Genomic DNA, 16167 nt, shown 5'->3' with positions numbered 1-16167 from the left:
TCCCGAAACCCACTCGCTTCAAATCCACGGAACGCCATGACCGATTACGCCCGCGCCATTCCCGTTCTCGCCTCGCTCGACCTCGATCAGTCGCAACGCTTCTATACGGAGAAGCTCGGCTTCGCGGCGGAGCGCTATGGCGATTATCTCATCGTGAAGCGCGACGACATGGAGCTTCATTTCTGGCTCGCCGACGACCGCATCCATCCCGAAAACACCTCCTGCTACATCAGGGGCGGGCAGGTGCCGGCGCTGTATGCGGAATATGCGAAAGCGGGCATCGGGACCGACCCCATCGGCGGCGAGCGCATTTCCGATTTCGAGGTCCGGCCCTGGAACATGAAGGAATTCTATGTCTGGGACCCGCACGGCAACCTCCTGAAATTCGGCTGCGCGCCGGAAGAGATCTGATCCGGCCATGCCGCCGAAACCCGTTCTCCCCGACATGCTGAAGCCGGGCCTCAGGCTCGTCTTCATCGGCACCGCGCCCAGCACGCGTTCGGCGGCGGAGGGCGCCTACTATGCGCATCCACAAAACCGCTTCTGGCGCACGCTGCATGAGGTCGGCCTCACGCCTCGCCGTTTCGCCCCGCAGGAGTTCCGGGAACTGACGAAACTCGGTATCGGCTTTACCGATGTCTCCAAAACCGGCTCCGGCATGGATCATGAAATCGCAGCGCATGATTTCGACGCAGCGGGTCTGCATGAGCGGCTGGCAAAGGCGAGGCCGCAAGCCATCGCCTTCACCAGCAAGAAGGCGGCGAGCTTTTATCTCGGCAAGCCGACGGGCAGGATCGCCTATGGCCGCCAGCCGGACATACCGGGGGAGCCCGTCACTTTCGTGCTCACCTCGCCCTCGGGCGCCGCGACGCGCTACTGGTCGCTAGGGCCGTGGGAGGAGCTGGCGGACTGGTTCGGGTAGAATGAGAATTGACGGGACGTCGTGAAATCCGAAGCGCGGGCAACGAATTCAGTCACGGAAGGGAGAAACAATATTGTCAGAGTACGGTGCAGAAAAACTGAAATGGGCTGCGGCCATTTTCGCGCTGGGCGTTTTCTTCATGCTGGCGAGTGTGCAACTCCATCTGTCGTCGTCGCGCGCCGTGATCGGTATTTGGTTCGTGTTTCCGTTTACCCAACTCGTGATCGTCTATATTGCTTTCTTCGGCGGTCGGGCGATTGTCGAGCCAGGGACGCGTGCCGGAATATTCTGGATGGCGGTGTTCACGCTGATCGTCGGCTTTCCGGTTGCCTTTCTGTGGACGATCATGGGATTCGCGATGAGCGAAGTCCCGATACTTGGCTATGTTCTGACCGGGATTGCGCTCACGGTCGTCGCCATTCCTGCGGCGGTGTTCGCCTATATGTCCTCAAAGGAAACGACTGCGCTTCGGCGAAATATGCTGGTGGTGGCGTATCTGATAACTCCGCCACTCTATGGCTTGCTCGTGATGATACCCTGCAAGGCGGCGGTAAGTCTGGTCGGTTTTTTTGGCTTGTATGCGGCTTTGGCGGCCTTCACCTTCGAGGCGAAATTTCCCAGATCCGCATTCGTGTTCTACGTGGCGGTAGCCGCTACTGTCTGGGGGATTGTCGCCATACGACTTTTCATTGCCGATGAAGCACTTTTTGAAGCTGTGACATGGCCCTTCCGGGCACAGGTTTGGGATCCTGCTGCCTGGACCACCAGCCCGCATCTGCTCAAGATTCGATTCAACCCCTGATCGCTTCCACCAGCGTCACCACGGCGATGATCGTCAGCAGGCTCAGCGCGATGCGGCGGTAGAGCGTTTCATGCGCCTTGCCGAAGAGCCAGTGGCCCGCGACATTGCCGAGGATGAGCGCCGGGCTCAGCATGATGGCGAGCAGGACGATCTTCAGTCCCACAATGCCTGAGACAAGCCCCGTCGCAATCGATCCCACATCGGTGAAGAAGAAGAACATCAGCAGCGAGGAGCGGTTGACCGCCGCCGTCACGGGGCGGGCGAGGAAATAGACCATGACGGGCGGTCCGGGCATGGCCATGCCGCCCGACAGCGCGCCCGCAAGTCCGCCCACGCCCAGCACGGCGGGGACGGGGAGGTGTTCCGGCAGGCGTGCGCCCGTCGCCATCAGCGCCACCGTCGCGAGCAGGATCGCGGCAATGGCGATCCTGAGACTGTCGCCGGGCACCACGCTCAGCGCATAGATGCCGAAGGGGATGCAGACGAAGGCGGCGGGCACGAGCAGTTTCAGCGATTTCCAGTCGGCCTTTTTGCGCGCCATGGGCACGAGCTGCGAGGAGCCGATGAGGTCGAGCATCAGCGCCATGGGCACGGCTTGAGCCGGATGCATGATGAGCGACAGCAGCGGCACCACGGAAAGGCCGAAGCCGAAACCGGCAAAGGCTTTCAGCGTGGTGGAAAACAGCACAGCCGCGAAGGCGAGCGCCAGGTCGGGGCCGGACGGCAGCGCGTCGGCGAAGACGGAAATCAGGAAATCCATGAAACGATATACTCAGGAAGAACGCGGGCCCGAAGGCCCGCGTCCGGAAGGGGTGTTGTTGTTACGTCTTACGCGGTGGCCATCCTTCGAGACGGGCCTTGCGGCCCTCCTCAGGATGAGGGTTTTTTTATGTATGCCTCATGCTGAGGAGCGGCGAAGCCGCGTCTCGAAGCATCGTCCTCTGCTTACGCGGCGGGCGCCGGCTGTTCGCCGCGAATGAGGTGGCCGGGCAGGTTGCCGGTCGGTTCGTCGTTTTCCGACACCGTCACGCCCGACAGGATCGTCGCGCGATAGCCCTTCGCGCCCTGCCAGAGGCGGCGGCCGCCGGCGGGCAGGTCGAAGCGCATCTCCGGGTGGGTGAAAGTGAGGTTCTCGAAGTCGATCACATTCACATCCGCCTTCATGCCGGGCTTCAGCACGCCCCGGTCGAAAAGACCGTATTGCTCCGCCGTGTCCTTCGTCTGGATACGGATGATGTCCTGGATCGGCAGCTTCGCGCCGCGCGAACGGTCGCGCGCCCAATGCGTCAGCATGAAGGTGGGCGTGCCGCCGTCGCAGATCGCGCCGACATGCGCGCCGCCATCGGCGAGGCTGAGGCCCGTCTGCGGGTGGCGCAGCGTTGCCTCGATCGCGGTGTAGTCGTTGGTCGAATAGCCGAAGAGCGGGAAATAGAGCATCGCCTGGCCGTCATTCAGCATCATCGCGTCATAGGCGACTTCCGCCGGCGTCTTGCCCTCGCGTTCCGCGATGGCGGCGATGGAATCTTCCGGCGCGGGCTCGTAGTTTTCCTGCTCGCCCATCGGATACATCTTGTGGAAGCTCGTGGTGATGAAGGTGCCGAAATCGCCGAGCTTGTCGACATTCTTGCCGCCGGTGATTTCCGCGCGCACCGCCGGATCCTTCAGTTTCTCAAGCCGCTCCTTGAAGGGCATCTGCGCATAGGGCCGGTATTCCGGGAAGCCGATGAAGGGATGCACCGAGGTCTGCCAGCCCATCAGCAGGCCGACGGGCCGTCCGGAATGCTGGCCGCGAATATTGGTGACGCCCTGCGCACGCGCCTCGTCCAGATGGTCGAGCATCTTCTTGTAGAGGTCCGGCGCTTCGTCGATCTGCTGGATCTGGAAGGTCACCATGCGGCCGGTGTCCTTCGCCATTTTCAGCATCCAGTCGAATTCCTTTTCCATCTCGCGATGCGTCGCCGCGATCTGGAAGACGCCGCCGCCATAGGCTTTCAGCGCGTCCGCGATGCCGAAGAGTTCGTCGGTCGCCGCCAGCGTGCCGGGCACGGGATCGCCCTGCAGCGTGTTGTGGAGGTCGGTGCGCGAGGTGGAAAAGCCGAGCGCGCCCGCCTTCAGGCTTTCATAGGTGAGGTCGCGCATCTTCGCGATGTCGTCGGGCGTCGCCGGCTCATTGTCGATGCCGCGCTTGCCCATCACATAGACGCGGAGCGAGCAATGCGGCATCTGCGCGCCGATATCGACGGCATAGCTGCGCTTGTCGAGCGCGTCCATATATTCGGGAAAGCTTTCCCATTCCCATTTGATGCCCTCATGCATCGCCGCGCCGGGGATATCTTCCACCGCTTCCATGAGGTCGATGAGTTCGTCGCGCGATTCCGGCTTCACCGGCGCGAAGCCGACGCCGCAATTGCCCATCACCACCGTCGTCACGCCATGCTGCGAGGAGGGGGTGAGATAGGGGTCCCAGGTCGCCTGCGCGTCGTAATGGGTGTGGATATCCACAAAGCCCGGCGTGACCATCAGGCCGGTCGCGTCGATCTCGCGCTTGCTCTTGCCGGTCACTTCGCCGACTTCGCTGATCTTGTCGCCGTCGATGGCGATATCCCCGGTAAAGGGGTCGCCGCCCGTGCCGTCCACGATCGTCCCGCCGCGGATGACCAGATCATGTTCCGTCATTTTATCCTCCCTGGGGATTAGTCCGCCGCTTTCGGCGTCGATGTTTTTTCGGGTGTCAGGAGATCGCGCACCTGTCTTGTCGGGGCTGCGAGAGCCTCTCGCTCAATCTCGCTCGAAACTATGTTCAATCTCGCTTTTGAGGCTCCCCAACCTTGCAGCAGCGCATGCAGTGTGGCGTCGGGCAGCGTCTCCGCCTCGCCCCAGGCCGCGCCGCGCCGCGTCACCTTCAGAAGCTGGATCGTGCCCTGCAGGGCCCCCCAGATCATCAGCGTCCGCTCGCGCGCATCGCCCGGTCCGATGGCGCCCTTATCCTGCGCGTCGGCGATGAATTCGGCCAGCCGCTTCAGGTTTTCGCGCGTCACGTCGAAGACCATGCGCACATCCTGCTCCGGCAGAACGTCCGCCGGATTGCCGAGATAGTGCGTCACGAGGCCGAACTCGGCGGGCGAGGCGAGGGCGAAAAGTTCGTAGGTCTTGGCCGAGCCGATCACCTGCGCCAGTGCAAGGTCCTGTTTCGACAGGTCTTTTTCGCGTGCCCAGTCGTCGATCCGCTCGGCGGTGTCCGCGTTCAGCACGCCGATATGGGTGGCGACCAGCCGTTGCAGCTCACGCACCACCGCCTCCTTGGACGGGTAGTAGCGATAGACGGCGGCGACGGAGCGGCCCATGCGGTCGGCCAGCCCGTGCAGCGTCAGATTGTCGAGCCCGCCTTCCACCGCGAGATCCAGCGCCACGGACAGGATTTCGCGCATCTTGCGCGCCCTGTTCTGCGCCACCGCGGGCGAGAATTCGCCGCTATCGGGAAAAATGTAAATCATGTTCACGGTTTTAGTGGGGCGCGGGCCGCCGTGCAAGCCTTTTGAGTTGGCTCAAGGCGCACTATCTTGCGGGATAAGACGACATCAACACCGTGCGCCCCACAAACGGGCGAGGGAGGTTTTCATGTTCTCCATGCGCAAATCCGCAGAGATGCCCGCCCGCGACGAGGCCCTTCCGGGCCGCGGCGAGGCCATCCCGACCGCCGAAACGCATTTCCTCAATGGCGCGGCCCTCAAGGGGCCTTACCCGGCCGGGGCCGAGAAGGCCATGTTCGGCCTTGGCTGTTTCTGGGGCGCGGAAAAGCGTTTCTGGGATATTCCCGGCGTTTACGTCACTGCCGTCGGTTATGCGGCGGGCTACACGCCCAACCCGACCTACCGGGAAGTCTGCACCGGGCAGACCGGGCACAATGAGGTCGTGCTCGTCGTCTACGACCCGAAAAAGGTGAGTTACGAGCAGCTTTTGAAGGTGTTCTGGGAGAGCCACAACCCGACACAGGGCATGCGTCAGGGGAACGATGTCGGCACGCAATACCGCTCGGGCATCTATGTCTTTTCCGATGCGCAGCGCGACGCGGCGGAAGCGGCGCGGGCGGCCTATCAGGCGGAGCTTTCAAAGCGCGGGATCGGCGAGATCACGACGGAAATCCTCGATGCGCCCGAATTCTATTTCGCCGAGGATTATCACCAGCAATATCTGGCCAAGAATCCCGACGGCTATTGCGGGCTGGGCGGCACCGGCGTGAGCTGTCCGGTCGGCACGGGCGTCGTCGCGGATTGACGCGCGGCCTCACTCCGGCAGCGGCGTATGCGGCCGGGGCGACCCGTCGATGAAATAGCTGATCGGTTTCAGATGCTCCACATGGGCGCAGATGGCATTGGCGATGACGAGGATCGGGACGGCGAGCACCGCGCCGATCACGCCCCATAACCAGCCCCAGAAGACGATCGACACGAACACGATGGCTGCGTTCAGCGTGTGGCGCTTGCCGAGGATGGTCGGCGTCACGATCTGCGACTCGATGGCGTTCCAGAAGAAGTAGATGAGCGGGGCGTAAAAGGCATCGGCGAGATTGCCGAAGGCGATATAGGAGGCAAAGCCGGTGAGCGCCATGCCGGCGATGACGCCCGCATAAGGCACGAAATTGAATAGCGCGGCGAGGGCGCCCCAGAGCAGCGGATCGGGAAGCCCCAGCGCCCACATGCTCAAACCGATGACGGCGCCCAGGCCGATATTGATGAGCGTGATCGACGCCAGATAGTGCGATATTTCGCGCTCGATGGTTCGCAGAATGCGCCGCGCCTTCTCCTTTTCGCCCGCTTTCTCAACCGAGCTCACGATCCGCGAATAGAGAACTTCGATCGACGTGAGCAGAAAATAGAGCAGCACGAAGAAGACGAGGATCGAGGCGCCTTTCTGGCCGGCGACGGCCATCAATTGCTGCAGAAGGCCGGGCTCGCGCACGATGACGGTTTGCGCGGGCTGTTTGCTCCCCATGGAGCGCGCAACCTCTTCCACCGTTTCGGAGGCCTCCTGCATCTGCTGGACCGGTTCGCTGAAGGCGGCCGTGTCGTGGCGCAGCCGGTTCAGAGCCTCGGGGATTTTCTGCGCCCACTCGGAAACCGGGCCGTAGAGGAGGAAGACGCCGAGGCAGAATGTGGCGATCAGTGTGATGACCAGAACGGCTGAAACGAGGGCCGCCGGAAGACGCCGAAAAAGGCGCATACGCAGGATCGGGCTCAGGATGAAGCTTGCCACGACCGATGCCGTAATGGGGGCGATCAGGTTCTGCGCGGCATAAGCCGTATAGAAAATTGCCAGGACGGCGAGGATGGCAAGCGCCGTCTCCGATTTCATGATTCCGCGGAAGGCACGGCCGGTATGACCTTCGCTGTCGGACTGTCCCAAATGCAGGATCTCCCTGTTGCGGGAAGGAGGCGGAAATGAATGACGGCCTGCCCGATGCACAGGCAGGCCGTCATGTTCGGCGTTCCGTTACTGGGTTTCCAGCGCTTCCTTGCGGGCGTCGGCCTGCTCGCGCATGGCGTTCTTCATCGCCTTTTGCAGCTTTTCGAAGGCGCGCACCTCGATCTGGCGCACGCGCTCGCGGCTGATGCCGTATTCCTGGCTCAGCTCTTCCAGCGTGGCCGGCTCGTCCTTCAGGCGGCGCTCGGTGAGGATGTGCATCTCGCGCTCGTTCAGCGACTGCATGGCGGTGGCCAGCATTTCGCGGCGCAGATTCATTTCCTCGCTGTCGCCGAGTTCCGATTCTTGGTCGGGTGCCTCGTCCACCAGCCAGTCCTGCCACTCGCCGCTTTCGCTGTCCTGGCGCAGCGGTGCGTTGAGCGAGTTGTCGGGGCCCGCCATGCGGCGGTTCATGGAGATGACCTCGTCCTCGGTCACGCCGAGGCGGTCGGCGATCTCCGCGACCTGCTCGTGCCGCAGATCGCCATCCTCGATGGCCTGGATCTGGCCCTTCACCTTGCGCAGGTTGAAGAAGAGCTTCTTCTGCGCAGCCGTGGTGCCCATCTTCACGAGCGACCAGGAGCGCAGGATGTATTCCTGAATGGAGGCGCGGATCCACCACATGGCATAGGTGGCGAGCCGGAAGCCTTTTTCCGGCTCGAAGCGCTTCACCGCCTGCATCAGGCCGACATTGCCTTCGGAAATGACTTCGCCGATGGGCAGGCCATAGCCGCGATAGCCCATAGCGATCTTCGCCACGAGGCGCAGATGGCTCGTCACCATCTTGTGGGCGGCTTCCGAATCTTCATGCTCCTTCCAGCGCTTGGCGAGCATGTACTCTTCCTGCGGCTCCAACATCGGAAATTTGCGGATTTCCTGCAGGTAGCGCGACAGGCTGCCTTCCGGGTTAGGCGCCGGGGCGAGTTTCGTAGCCATGAGAACCCCTCAATCTGGATCGCCGGCAGAAGCGCCGGTATCCGCTGACGTTCAAACAAGTCGGTCCGCTTCCCTTGAAAAGGGGCCCTTCGGGCCGCGGCCGGTCTGACAGCCTCCCCAATATGGGGAGGAAACCCGGCGAGAAAAGGACCTTTGTTAGTAATTATACTTGTTCTAATTTACCTATCAAGTCATTAATATCATTAGGTGTAGAGGCTTCAAAACGCATTTTCTCGTGACTGGCGGGGTGCTCGAAGGCGAGCAAATGGGCGTGGAGGGCCTGACGGTCGAGGCGTTCCAGCGCCTTCTGTGCTTCGGGCGGTAGCTTCACTTTCCGGGTCTTCTGGCTGCCGCCGTAAAGCGGATCCCCCAGCAGCGGGTGGCCGATGGAGGTCATGTGAACGCGGATCTGGTGCGTGCGCCCGGTTTCCAGGTGACAGGTCACCAGCGACACGAGCGGCGGTTCGCCCCAGCTTTTCAATGTCTTGTAATGGGTGATCGCCTCCCGAGCGCCGCCGGCGGCCGTGGAGCGCACGGTCGCCATCTTGCGCCGGTTCTGGGGGGAGCGGGCGATGGGGGCGTCCACCGTGCCCGATGCGGGTTCGGGGCGGCCCCAGACAAGCGCGGTATAGGCGCGTTCCAGCTTGCCGTCCCGGCCATGCGCTGCGAATTGCGCGGCAAGGCCCTGATGCGCCCGGTCGCTTTTGGCGACCACCATGACGCCGCTCGTCTCCTTGTCGAGACGGTGGACGATGCCGGGGCGCTTTTCCCCGCCGATCCCCGACAATTGCTCGCCGCAATGCGCGATCAGCGCATTGACGAGCGTCATGTCCGGATTGCCGGGCGCGGGATGCACCACCAGCCCGGCGGGTTTCACGATCACGATGAGATCGTCGTCCTCATAAAGGATATCGAGCGGGATTTCCTGCCCGACGGGCTCGGCAGGGCGGGGCGCGGGCACGGTCACGACGATATGTTCGCCCTCGCGCACCTTGTAGGCCGGATCGGAGACCGGTCGGGCGGCATCGCCGGGCTTCGCGGTCAGCAGAACCTGCCCCGTTTCGAGGAGCTGGCGGATACGCGCGCGCGAAAGCGGCGCGTCGGGCGCCTTCGCCTTGCCTGCGAGGCTCGTGGTAAGATATTTGTCGAGCCGGGTGCCGGTCTCTTCGCCGGTCACGGTGAAACCGTAGCGCGCGCCCGTTTCGTCCGATGCCGTTACCTTGCCGTCCCGAGTGGTATGCTGAGCCGCATCGCTATGAGGCATTTCATTCGAATCTCTGGAGATGTTCATGACCGACGATAACGCCCGGCCGCAAGGTATGGAAACGGCCCGGCAGGGCGATGAGGCACCGGAAGGCCATTCGCCGGACGGCGCAGGCCCGCCGCCCCAGGACATGCGCCTTCTGATGCTGGTCGTCGTCGGTATGGGCGTGGTTCTCGTGATCGGTTTTGCCTTCGTGGTCGGCGTTCTGATCTACCGTTCCTCCGGCGATACGAAGACGGTCGAGCATCCCAAGGGATATTTCGGGACGCATGAGGTGGATATCGCCCGCGGACAGAAGGTTCGGGCGATGAACATGACCGACGACCGGATGGCCGTGCTCGTCGGGTCGGACAGCGCGGAAGAAATCGTCGTCATGTCCACCAAGACCGGCGAAGAGCTTGGTCGTTTCCGTCTCAATCCCGTTTCCGGTCTGGCATCCAGGTAAGGCCGGTTTCCGCCGCCTTCGGCGCAGCTTTCAAACACGTCCCCATGGCAAATCGGGCGTCCGGCGCATGAATGGCGTCGGGCGTGACGGCGCTTTTGCGCGCTCGATCAGATTTTGGGGAAGGGAGGGAGCCGCCAGCGCCGGGGAGGAGGGAGGAGAGGCGCTGGCGGCTTCAAGAAACACGATCGGGGAGGAGGTCGATCACTGTGTTTCGTGAGTTATATATCCCGCACTCGTGACAATCTGTCAACACTCATTCTTGTGCGCCGCAAAATAATTTTGCGGGGTGGAATGAGTTATATGTGCACTTTAACATATTGGAAATAAATAGATTATCTTCTCCGTACGTGAACATCACTACGCAAGCCGGGAGCTGTATGCGGTGGTTTGACGCAGTGCGGAGGAATTGTTTTAGGGTGCAGCCCTAGCTGACGAAGCGGGCAGAGCGAAAATCTTGGTGCAAGGAGGCTCTTCAAGCCGATTGCACTTGATCCGGGACGTCAAACCGTCATATACGAGGCGCCCGTACCGGACCGCGTCCCCTTCGTCTAGTGGTCCAGGACGCCGCCCTCTCACGGCGGAAACAGGGGTTCGAGTCCCCTAGGGGATGCCAGTCTGACGCACACAAAACCCGCCGGTTTCCGGCGGGTTTTTGTTTTCCGGCGGTGCCATTTCGGGGCCGGTTTCGTGGCCCGCGTATCCGCTTTCTTAACTCTGTTCCTGCTTAATTTCCCCTTATCCGTGCGCCACTGTCCCGTGCCGCCGTCAAGGGCTGGAAATGAGCAGATCCTCTCCCGTATCCACCGGTCTTTCCCTGATGCCGAAGGGCGATCAGTCGGCCTTGCATATCAAGGTCGGACAGCGCCTTCTGGCCAAGGGCCTGCTGACGCCGGATACGCTTGCGGCGGCCATGGATGTGCAGGACCGATGGGGCTCCCATCTCGGCCATGTGTTGCTGGGCAAGGGGATGGTCCGGCCCATCGACTATTTCCGTACGCTGGCGGAAGTGCTGCGTCTCCCTTTCGTCAATCTGCAGGTTCACCCGGTCGATCCCAGCCTGTGTTTCTACGGAGACCGGAACGATTATGCGTCCGTGGGGCTCATCCCGTGGCAGCGGGAAAGCGGTCGCGTCATTCTCGCGACGACGGCGGTCACGCCCCGGCAACATGACTGGGCGAGGATGCGTTTCGGGCGCAACGGCTATGCATTCGTCGTTACCTCGCCCTATGACATTTTCTGGCAGACCCAGCTTCTCTTCCGGGACGAGGACAGCGCCCAGGCGCTCGATGCGCTTTACAGCCGGATGCCGGAGCATTCCGCGAAGGTCACTATGACCGTTCCCCAGCGCAACGGCCTGATCGCGCTGGGCATTCTCTATCTGGCGCTCTGCGTGGTGCGCCCCGGCGATATGTTCGTGGGGACGATGGCGGTCCTCACCGTCTTTTATCTCGTGACATTCCTTTTCAAGTTTCTGCTCACCTGGGTGGGAGCGAACCGGAATGTGGACGTGCAGATCGCGGATGGCGATGTCCGCGCGATCCGCGACCAGGACCTGCCCGTCTATACGGTGCTGGTGCCGATGTATCGCGAAGCGAGTGTGTTGCCGCTGCTGGTCAATTCGCTGAAGGGGCTCGACTATCCCGCCTCCAAGCTCGATGTGAAGTTCATCCTCGAGGAGGATGACGAGGAGACGATTGCCGCCGCCAAGGAACTCGGCATGCCGGCCAGTTTCGAAATCGTTCGGGTGCCGCATTCCGAGCCGAAAACGAAACCCAAAGCCTGCAATTATGCGCTCACCTTCGCGCGCGGCGAATTCGCCACCATCTACGACGCGGAGGACATGCCGGAGCCGGACCAGCTGAAAAAGGCGGTTATCGCTTTCCGGCGGTCGGCGGACAGCGTGGCCTGCCTGCAGGCGCGGCTGAATTATTTCAACCGCCAGGACAATTGGCTGACGCGGATGTTCACGCTGGAATATTCGCAATGGTTCGATTTTCTTCTGCCCGGGCTCGACTGGTTGCAGGTTCCCATTCCGCTGGGCGGGACCTCCAATCATTTTCGCGTCTCGGTGTTGCGTCAGGTCGGGGCCTGGGATCCGTACAATGTGACGGAAGATGCCGATCTCGGCGTCCGCTTCGCGCAGGAAGGCTATACGGTCGGCGTGATCAACTCGACGACCTATGAAGAAGCCAATGGCGTTCTGCCGAGCTGGATCAAGCAGCGATCGCGATGGGTGAAAGGCTATATGCAGACATGGCTGGTGCATATGCGCCATCCCTATCATCTGTGGCAGTCCATCGGCCCCAAGGGGTTCTTGAGTTTCCAGCTCTTTGTGGGCGGGCCGCCGCTCGTCATGCTCATCAATCCGTTTTTCTGGCTGGTGACGATCATCGGCCTGACGACGCATTCGGTCCGGCTGGGCGATTTTCTGCCCGAGCCCGTCGCCTTCATTGCCGCGTTCAATCTGATCGTCGGCAATCTCTTCCTCGTCTATTTCGGCATCATCGCCGCCCTCAAGCGACGCTATTACGATCTGGTGCTTCAGGGCATCCTGCAGCCCTTCTATTGGGTTCTGCATTCGGTCGCAGCCTACAAGGCGCTGTGGCAGCTCATTACGATGCCGCACTACTGGGAAAAGACCGAACACGGCACCAGCCTCCAGACCAAGCATGCGCTTGCGCAATTGGGGGAGGTCGCGAATGGCAAATAACCCGGCGCTCCCGGCGCCGCGCAAGGCGACAACGGCATTCATCGTCATCGTGCCGGCGCTGGCTTTCTTCGTTTTCGCGGCCGCGCAATTGCCCACGTTGCATCATCTGGTGCCATCCCTGCAGGGGTTCTGGAGCGACCGGCCGGGCCAGATGGAGGTGGCGCCTCACGCCTGGATATCCCTCTTTGTCGTCGCGGTGCTGCATGCGCTGCCGGGCATGTGGAATTTGCAGGCTTCGCTCGTCATGGTTTCCTCGCTTGGCGCTGCCTTTTCTCTGGGATTGCTTTTCAGGGCGATGCAGAGCGACCGCTGGGCGGTATGGGAATCTGTTTTACTGCTCGCCCTCGTCGCCCTGCAGCCGCTTGTCGTCTATCTGACGGTGAATGCGAATGAATCGATCCCCTTTGCGCTCGCCTTCGGTACGCTCGTCTACGCCGCCAACAGGCTCGACGTGAACGGGGATGTGCAGAGCCAGATGACGTTCGGGCTGTTTCTGCCGTTGCTGGCGCTGGTTCGGCCGGAGGTAGCCGTCTTCATTCCGGTGCTTGCTTTTCTGGTCCCGCTAAGGGATCCGGGGGCGCGGCGCGACATCCGGGCGTTCGCGGCGCTTTTCCTCGTTTCGATCCTGCCGACCTTTCTGGTCCTGTTCAGTCTTTACTGTCTGGTATCGAGCCTCGAGGCGAGCCCGGTCGAGTTCCTGCGGCTCTATCTGGAGCCCGTTTCTTCGCTGGTTGCTGCCCCCGGGGATATGTTCGAGGCGCAGCTTTATCCGATGCTCTATCTGACGCCGCTGGTCGGTTTCATGCTCGGATATGTTCTGTTCGTCGGGCAGGGCAGGCGTCATATGGGCGGTGCGTTCATTGCGCTCGCGCTTCCCGTCATGCTGTGCGGTGCGAATGCCCTGTTCGGCTGGGGTGTGGATTTCCGAATGCCGGCCGCTGTGCTGGTGGCGACGGGGGTGTCCTGGATCGCATCGACCGAACTTCAGGCGAAGGGGCGCAAGGGAGCCATCATTGCGTTGTGCCTCTGCGCGGTGCTGGGCTGGGGCGCGCCCTTGATGCATGGCGCGGATGGGCTCGTCGCGCCCGTCACGCAGCAGCATGAGGTCGAACGGCCGGAAACGGACGGTCTTCTCCGCCTCGCTCCTCAATACTGAATGAAAATCGCGATCAGAAATTGACCCAGATCGCCGCGATGACGGCGCGTTCGGCGGGGGTGCGACTGCCCGCGACCGTCGCGAACCCGCCGAACTGGAAAGAGACCGAATCCGTCAGGCGCCGGACGGCGGAAAGCTGCAGCTTATGCTGCCGTCCCTGATAGGCGAGGTTGGAGCCGTCGCCCGACGAAAAGACATTCAGCGACTGGAGGAGCAGGAGCCAGTTCCTGCTGGCGTGAACGCCCAGCGTCAGATCCGGGCGGATCTCGTCCTTGTAGCCGTTCGTCCGCAGCCGATAGGCCAGTTCGGCGTCGATATAGGAGGGATAGCCGAAAAGCGGAAAGGTATGGCCGTAAAGGGCCCGAATTTCTGCATCCGTGCCTTCCGAGGTCAGAAGGGAACGGCCGGGCAGCAAGGCCGACGCCTGCAGCGAAAAGACCTGATCCTCGTCGCGCCAGATTTCCCGCCGGACACCGATCTCCGTATTGCCGAAGCCGCTCGCGCTCTGGGCTGGCGGCTCGGGGTGGAGGTTGGATACCTCGATTTTCGTGATCAGCGTCGTTTCGTCATCGATACCGAACTCGCCATAGAGTTCGACGCTCTCCTTGCGGAAGCGCGACGTGCCGCGGCTGCTGCCATTGTCGTCGAACTCGTCGGTGGCGCGGCTCACCGTGACGGTGGTGATGGTCTGCGTCTTTCCGGCTTCCTGCGGCCATGCGCCGGCAAGCGCGTGGCCGGTCATGAGGCCCGTGACACAGGAGGCGGCGAAGATGAGGCGCGTCAGACCCGGCATAGAAGCTTCCGCAGGCATTTGGTGGCATCGGTCGTTGCGGGGGCATCCCGCGGGACCGATGACCTTCCGATTCCGGAGGAAGAATAGATAAGGAAGCTCTACGCAAGGTTAACGAGGGGTAACGCTCCCGGGGATATATCCGTGTGATCCGACATGAATGCCAAAAGGCGCGCCCCGGTTTTCGAGGCACGCCTTGGCGTGTTGTCCGATCGCCTTCGGGGCGGGGTTTGGCTTTATATGGCGATACCGGCGAGTGTCATCGCAAGGCCGATCAGTGCGCCGATGATCAGGACCACCGTCGAAAGAATGCCGATGGTGAAGCCGGTGGAGCGTTTCAGCGCTTCCCTGTAATAGCCGCGGGCATAGACGATGCGGCCGAGCGGGTAGAAGAGGCCGACCAGCGCGGCCCATTGGTCGCCGATGGTCAGCGCGAAGAGCCAGAGCGCGGGCAGGAAGAGCGCGAGCCCTTCCGTGGTGTTCCCCTGAACGCGCAGTACCCGGAGAAACTCTTCCGGGCCCTCCATATGCGGGGCGGGGACCTCGAAACGCTGGCGGGCCCTGCCGACCTGCAAGGCCATCCAGAAATACACGACAAGAACGAAAATCGTAACCAGTCCGGTCAATGGGTAGGCGAAAGCCATGGTTTTCCCCTCTGATGGCGTTCATCCGTGTGAGGAGAGCAGGAGGCCGTGCCCCGCGCAATGATTCTTAGCGGGATCAGTGGGGCAGGCCCGCCTCAAGCGCGCGGATACGCTCATCCAGCGGAGAACCCCCCGGTTTTCCGGCGGGTTCGTCGGATGCACGGGGCTCGTCTTCGAGCCCTTCGTCATCCTCACCCTCATCCTTGGTCTCGCCGGCGGAGGCGGGAATGGAGGCGGCCGCGGACGGTCCCCCGGACGCCGGGCCATAGGCGGCCTGTACCCGGTCGGTCAGTTCTTCCAGCGTGTCGGCGACATCCTCGTCGCCGGTTTCGTCCGGCTGTCCGTCCCCGGGCTTTTCCCCGGACCTTTCCGGGGAGTCTTGCCGGTGTTCCTCTCGCGCTTCAGAGCGCGGGGCGATTTCCTCGATGATGTTGTTGAGGTCGTAGGCGAGGCGGGCCGCTCTTTCGCCGATGCTCCGCAGGCTGGCGCGGGATTGCTCCTGGCGGTGGGCATCTTCCGTCAGTGCCGCCTCGAAATCCGCGATGCGCCGGTTCAGGGCAGCGAGCTGGCCGTCCTGCGCCTGCCGCCGCTCGGCCCGGGAGCGGGCAAGCTCCGTCTCCATTTCCGAGAGGCGGGTGCGCAGGCGTTCCGCTTCCCTGGCCGCATCGGCGGCTTCCGCTTCCGCCCGATGCTGTCGTTCGTCCGTCTCGTCCGCGTTGGGCGCGGAGACTTCACTGGCTTCCAGCTTTTCAAGCCGGGTACTCAACTCGCTCAGGCGGGCGTTCCGGTCGTCCAGCAACTCGCGCAGCGCATCATGCTCCTCTCCAGCCGGGTCGATTCCGGCCAGATTGCGGGTAGTGACGGTGACGGCACGCCGCCATATGAACTGACTTGCGATGATGGCGAACAGCGTCGCTATCAGAAAGCCAAGCGCGAAAAGCATCAGGCTTTCGATCATGGACACCTCTTACCGGCAGGCGGACGACAAGCGGCGCCAAACTGCCAGAAAAGAGGGGTCCGTTCCAGTCGATGTGTCCC

General features: G+C 62.3%; 16 protein-coding genes and 1 tRNA gene. 8 read left to right on the top strand and 9 right to left on the bottom strand.

Features of this window, described 5'->3' with window-relative positions; genetic code table 11:
• Positions 1 to 36 precede the first annotated feature (36 nt).
• The 3 genes from FHS78_RS03555 to FHS78_RS03545 all read left to right on the top strand — a co-directional run bounded on the left by FHS78_RS03555 (position 37) and on the right by FHS78_RS03545 (position 1724).
• Entirely contained in the window at positions 37 to 411 is a 375-nt protein-coding gene (locus FHS78_RS03555; protein ID WP_167090397.1) for a bleomycin resistance protein, read from the top strand.
• A gap of 7 nt (positions 412 to 418) precedes the next feature.
• Positions 419 to 922, top strand: coding sequence for a mismatch-specific DNA-glycosylase (locus FHS78_RS03550; RefSeq protein WP_167090395.1), 504 nt, complete (start codon positions 419 to 421; stop codon positions 920 to 922).
• A gap of 73 nt (positions 923 to 995) precedes the next feature.
• Entirely contained in the window at positions 996 to 1724 is a 729-nt protein-coding gene (locus FHS78_RS03545; RefSeq protein ID WP_167090393.1) for a hypothetical protein, read from the top strand.
• On the opposite strand, the gene FHS78_RS03540 is transcribed toward FHS78_RS03545, so the two are convergent.
• From FHS78_RS03540 to FHS78_RS03530, 3 genes are all read right to left on the bottom strand, one after another.
• The gene (locus FHS78_RS03540; protein WP_167090391.1) at positions 1714 to 2484 is read right to left on the bottom strand and encodes a sulfite exporter TauE/SafE family protein; all 771 of its coding nucleotides are present in this window, start codon (positions 2482 to 2484) and stop codon (positions 1714 to 1716) included. The genes FHS78_RS03545 and FHS78_RS03540 overlap by 11 nt on opposite strands.
• Before the next feature lie 185 nt (positions 2485 to 2669).
• On the bottom strand, positions 2670 to 4400 hold the full coding sequence (locus FHS78_RS03535; RefSeq protein ID WP_167090389.1) for an N-acyl-D-amino-acid deacylase family protein: 1731 nt from the start codon (positions 4398 to 4400) through the stop codon (positions 2670 to 2672).
• 17 nt (positions 4401 to 4417) lie between these two features.
• The gene (locus FHS78_RS03530; protein ID WP_167090388.1) at positions 4418 to 5218 is read right to left on the bottom strand and encodes a TetR/AcrR family transcriptional regulator; all 801 of its coding nucleotides are present in this window, start codon (positions 5216 to 5218) and stop codon (positions 4418 to 4420) included.
• A gap of 124 nt (positions 5219 to 5342) precedes the next feature.
• Here FHS78_RS03530 and msrA point away from each other — a divergent pair, with 124 nt between their 5' ends.
• A complete protein-coding gene (gene msrA, locus FHS78_RS03525; protein WP_167090386.1) occupies positions 5343 to 5999 on the top strand; it encodes a peptide-methionine (S)-S-oxide reductase MsrA in 657 nt (218 codons plus the stop codon).
• Positions 6000 to 6008: 9 nt separating this feature from the next.
• Here the strand turns inward: msrA and FHS78_RS03520 are convergent, their stop codons facing one another.
• From FHS78_RS03520 to FHS78_RS03510, 3 genes are all read right to left on the bottom strand, one after another.
• Complete coding sequence (locus FHS78_RS03520) at positions 6009 to 7076, bottom strand: AI-2E family transporter (protein WP_167090384.1); 1068 nt, start codon at positions 7074 to 7076, stop codon at positions 6009 to 6011.
• Between the two features lie 138 nt (positions 7077 to 7214).
• Positions 7215 to 8120: an RNA polymerase sigma factor RpoH gene (rpoH, locus tag FHS78_RS03515; RefSeq protein WP_167090382.1), complete on the bottom strand. Its 906-nt coding sequence runs from the start codon at positions 8118 to 8120 to the stop codon at positions 7215 to 7217.
• Positions 8121 to 8283: 163 nt separating this feature from the next.
• A complete protein-coding gene (locus tag FHS78_RS03510; protein ID WP_167090380.1) occupies positions 8284 to 9384 on the bottom strand; it encodes an RluA family pseudouridine synthase in 1101 nt (366 codons plus the stop codon).
• Between the two features lie 25 nt (positions 9385 to 9409).
• On the opposite strand from FHS78_RS03510, the gene FHS78_RS03505 reads away from it, so the two are divergent.
• From FHS78_RS03505 to FHS78_RS03490, 4 genes are all read left to right on the top strand, one after another.
• Complete coding sequence (locus FHS78_RS03505; protein WP_167090378.1) at positions 9410 to 9829, top strand: DUF6476 family protein; 420 nt, start codon at positions 9410 to 9412, stop codon at positions 9827 to 9829.
• 537 nt (positions 9830 to 10366) lie between these two features.
• Positions 10367 to 10442, top strand: a tRNA-Glu gene (locus tag FHS78_RS03500).
• A 165-nt stretch (positions 10443 to 10607) separates the two neighbouring features.
• Positions 10608 to 12539 (top strand): glycosyltransferase family 2 protein, encoded by a 1932-nt coding sequence (locus tag FHS78_RS03495; protein ID WP_167090376.1) that lies wholly within the window; start codon positions 10608 to 10610, stop codon positions 12537 to 12539.
• Positions 12529 to 13695 carry a hypothetical protein gene (locus FHS78_RS03490; protein WP_167090374.1) on the top strand — a complete coding sequence of 389 codons (1167 nt, stop codon included), beginning with the start codon at positions 12529 to 12531 and terminating at the stop codon, positions 13693 to 13695. Before FHS78_RS03495 ends, FHS78_RS03490 begins: the two co-directional genes overlap by 11 nt.
• A gap of 13 nt (positions 13696 to 13708) precedes the next feature.
• On the opposite strand, the gene FHS78_RS03485 is transcribed toward FHS78_RS03490, so the two are convergent.
• The 3 genes from FHS78_RS03485 to FHS78_RS03475 form a co-directional block, all read right to left on the bottom strand.
• Complete coding sequence (locus FHS78_RS03485; RefSeq protein WP_167090372.1) at positions 13709 to 14488, bottom strand: hypothetical protein; 780 nt, start codon at positions 14486 to 14488, stop codon at positions 13709 to 13711.
• 233 nt (positions 14489 to 14721) lie between these two features.
• Positions 14722 to 15129: an MAPEG family protein gene (locus FHS78_RS03480; protein WP_167090370.1), complete on the bottom strand. Its 408-nt coding sequence runs from the start codon at positions 15127 to 15129 to the stop codon at positions 14722 to 14724.
• A gap of 76 nt (positions 15130 to 15205) precedes the next feature.
• Entirely contained in the window at positions 15206 to 16087 is an 882-nt protein-coding gene (locus FHS78_RS03475; RefSeq protein WP_167090368.1) for a hypothetical protein, read from the bottom strand.
• Positions 16088 to 16167 lie beyond the last annotated feature (80 nt).

The sequence above is a fragment of the Parvibaculum indicum genome (genome assembly GCF_011762095.1).
GTDB lineage: Bacteria > Pseudomonadota > Alphaproteobacteria > Parvibaculales > Parvibaculaceae > Parvibaculum > Parvibaculum indicum.
This window is presented reverse-complemented; position numbering and strand designations above follow the sequence as displayed.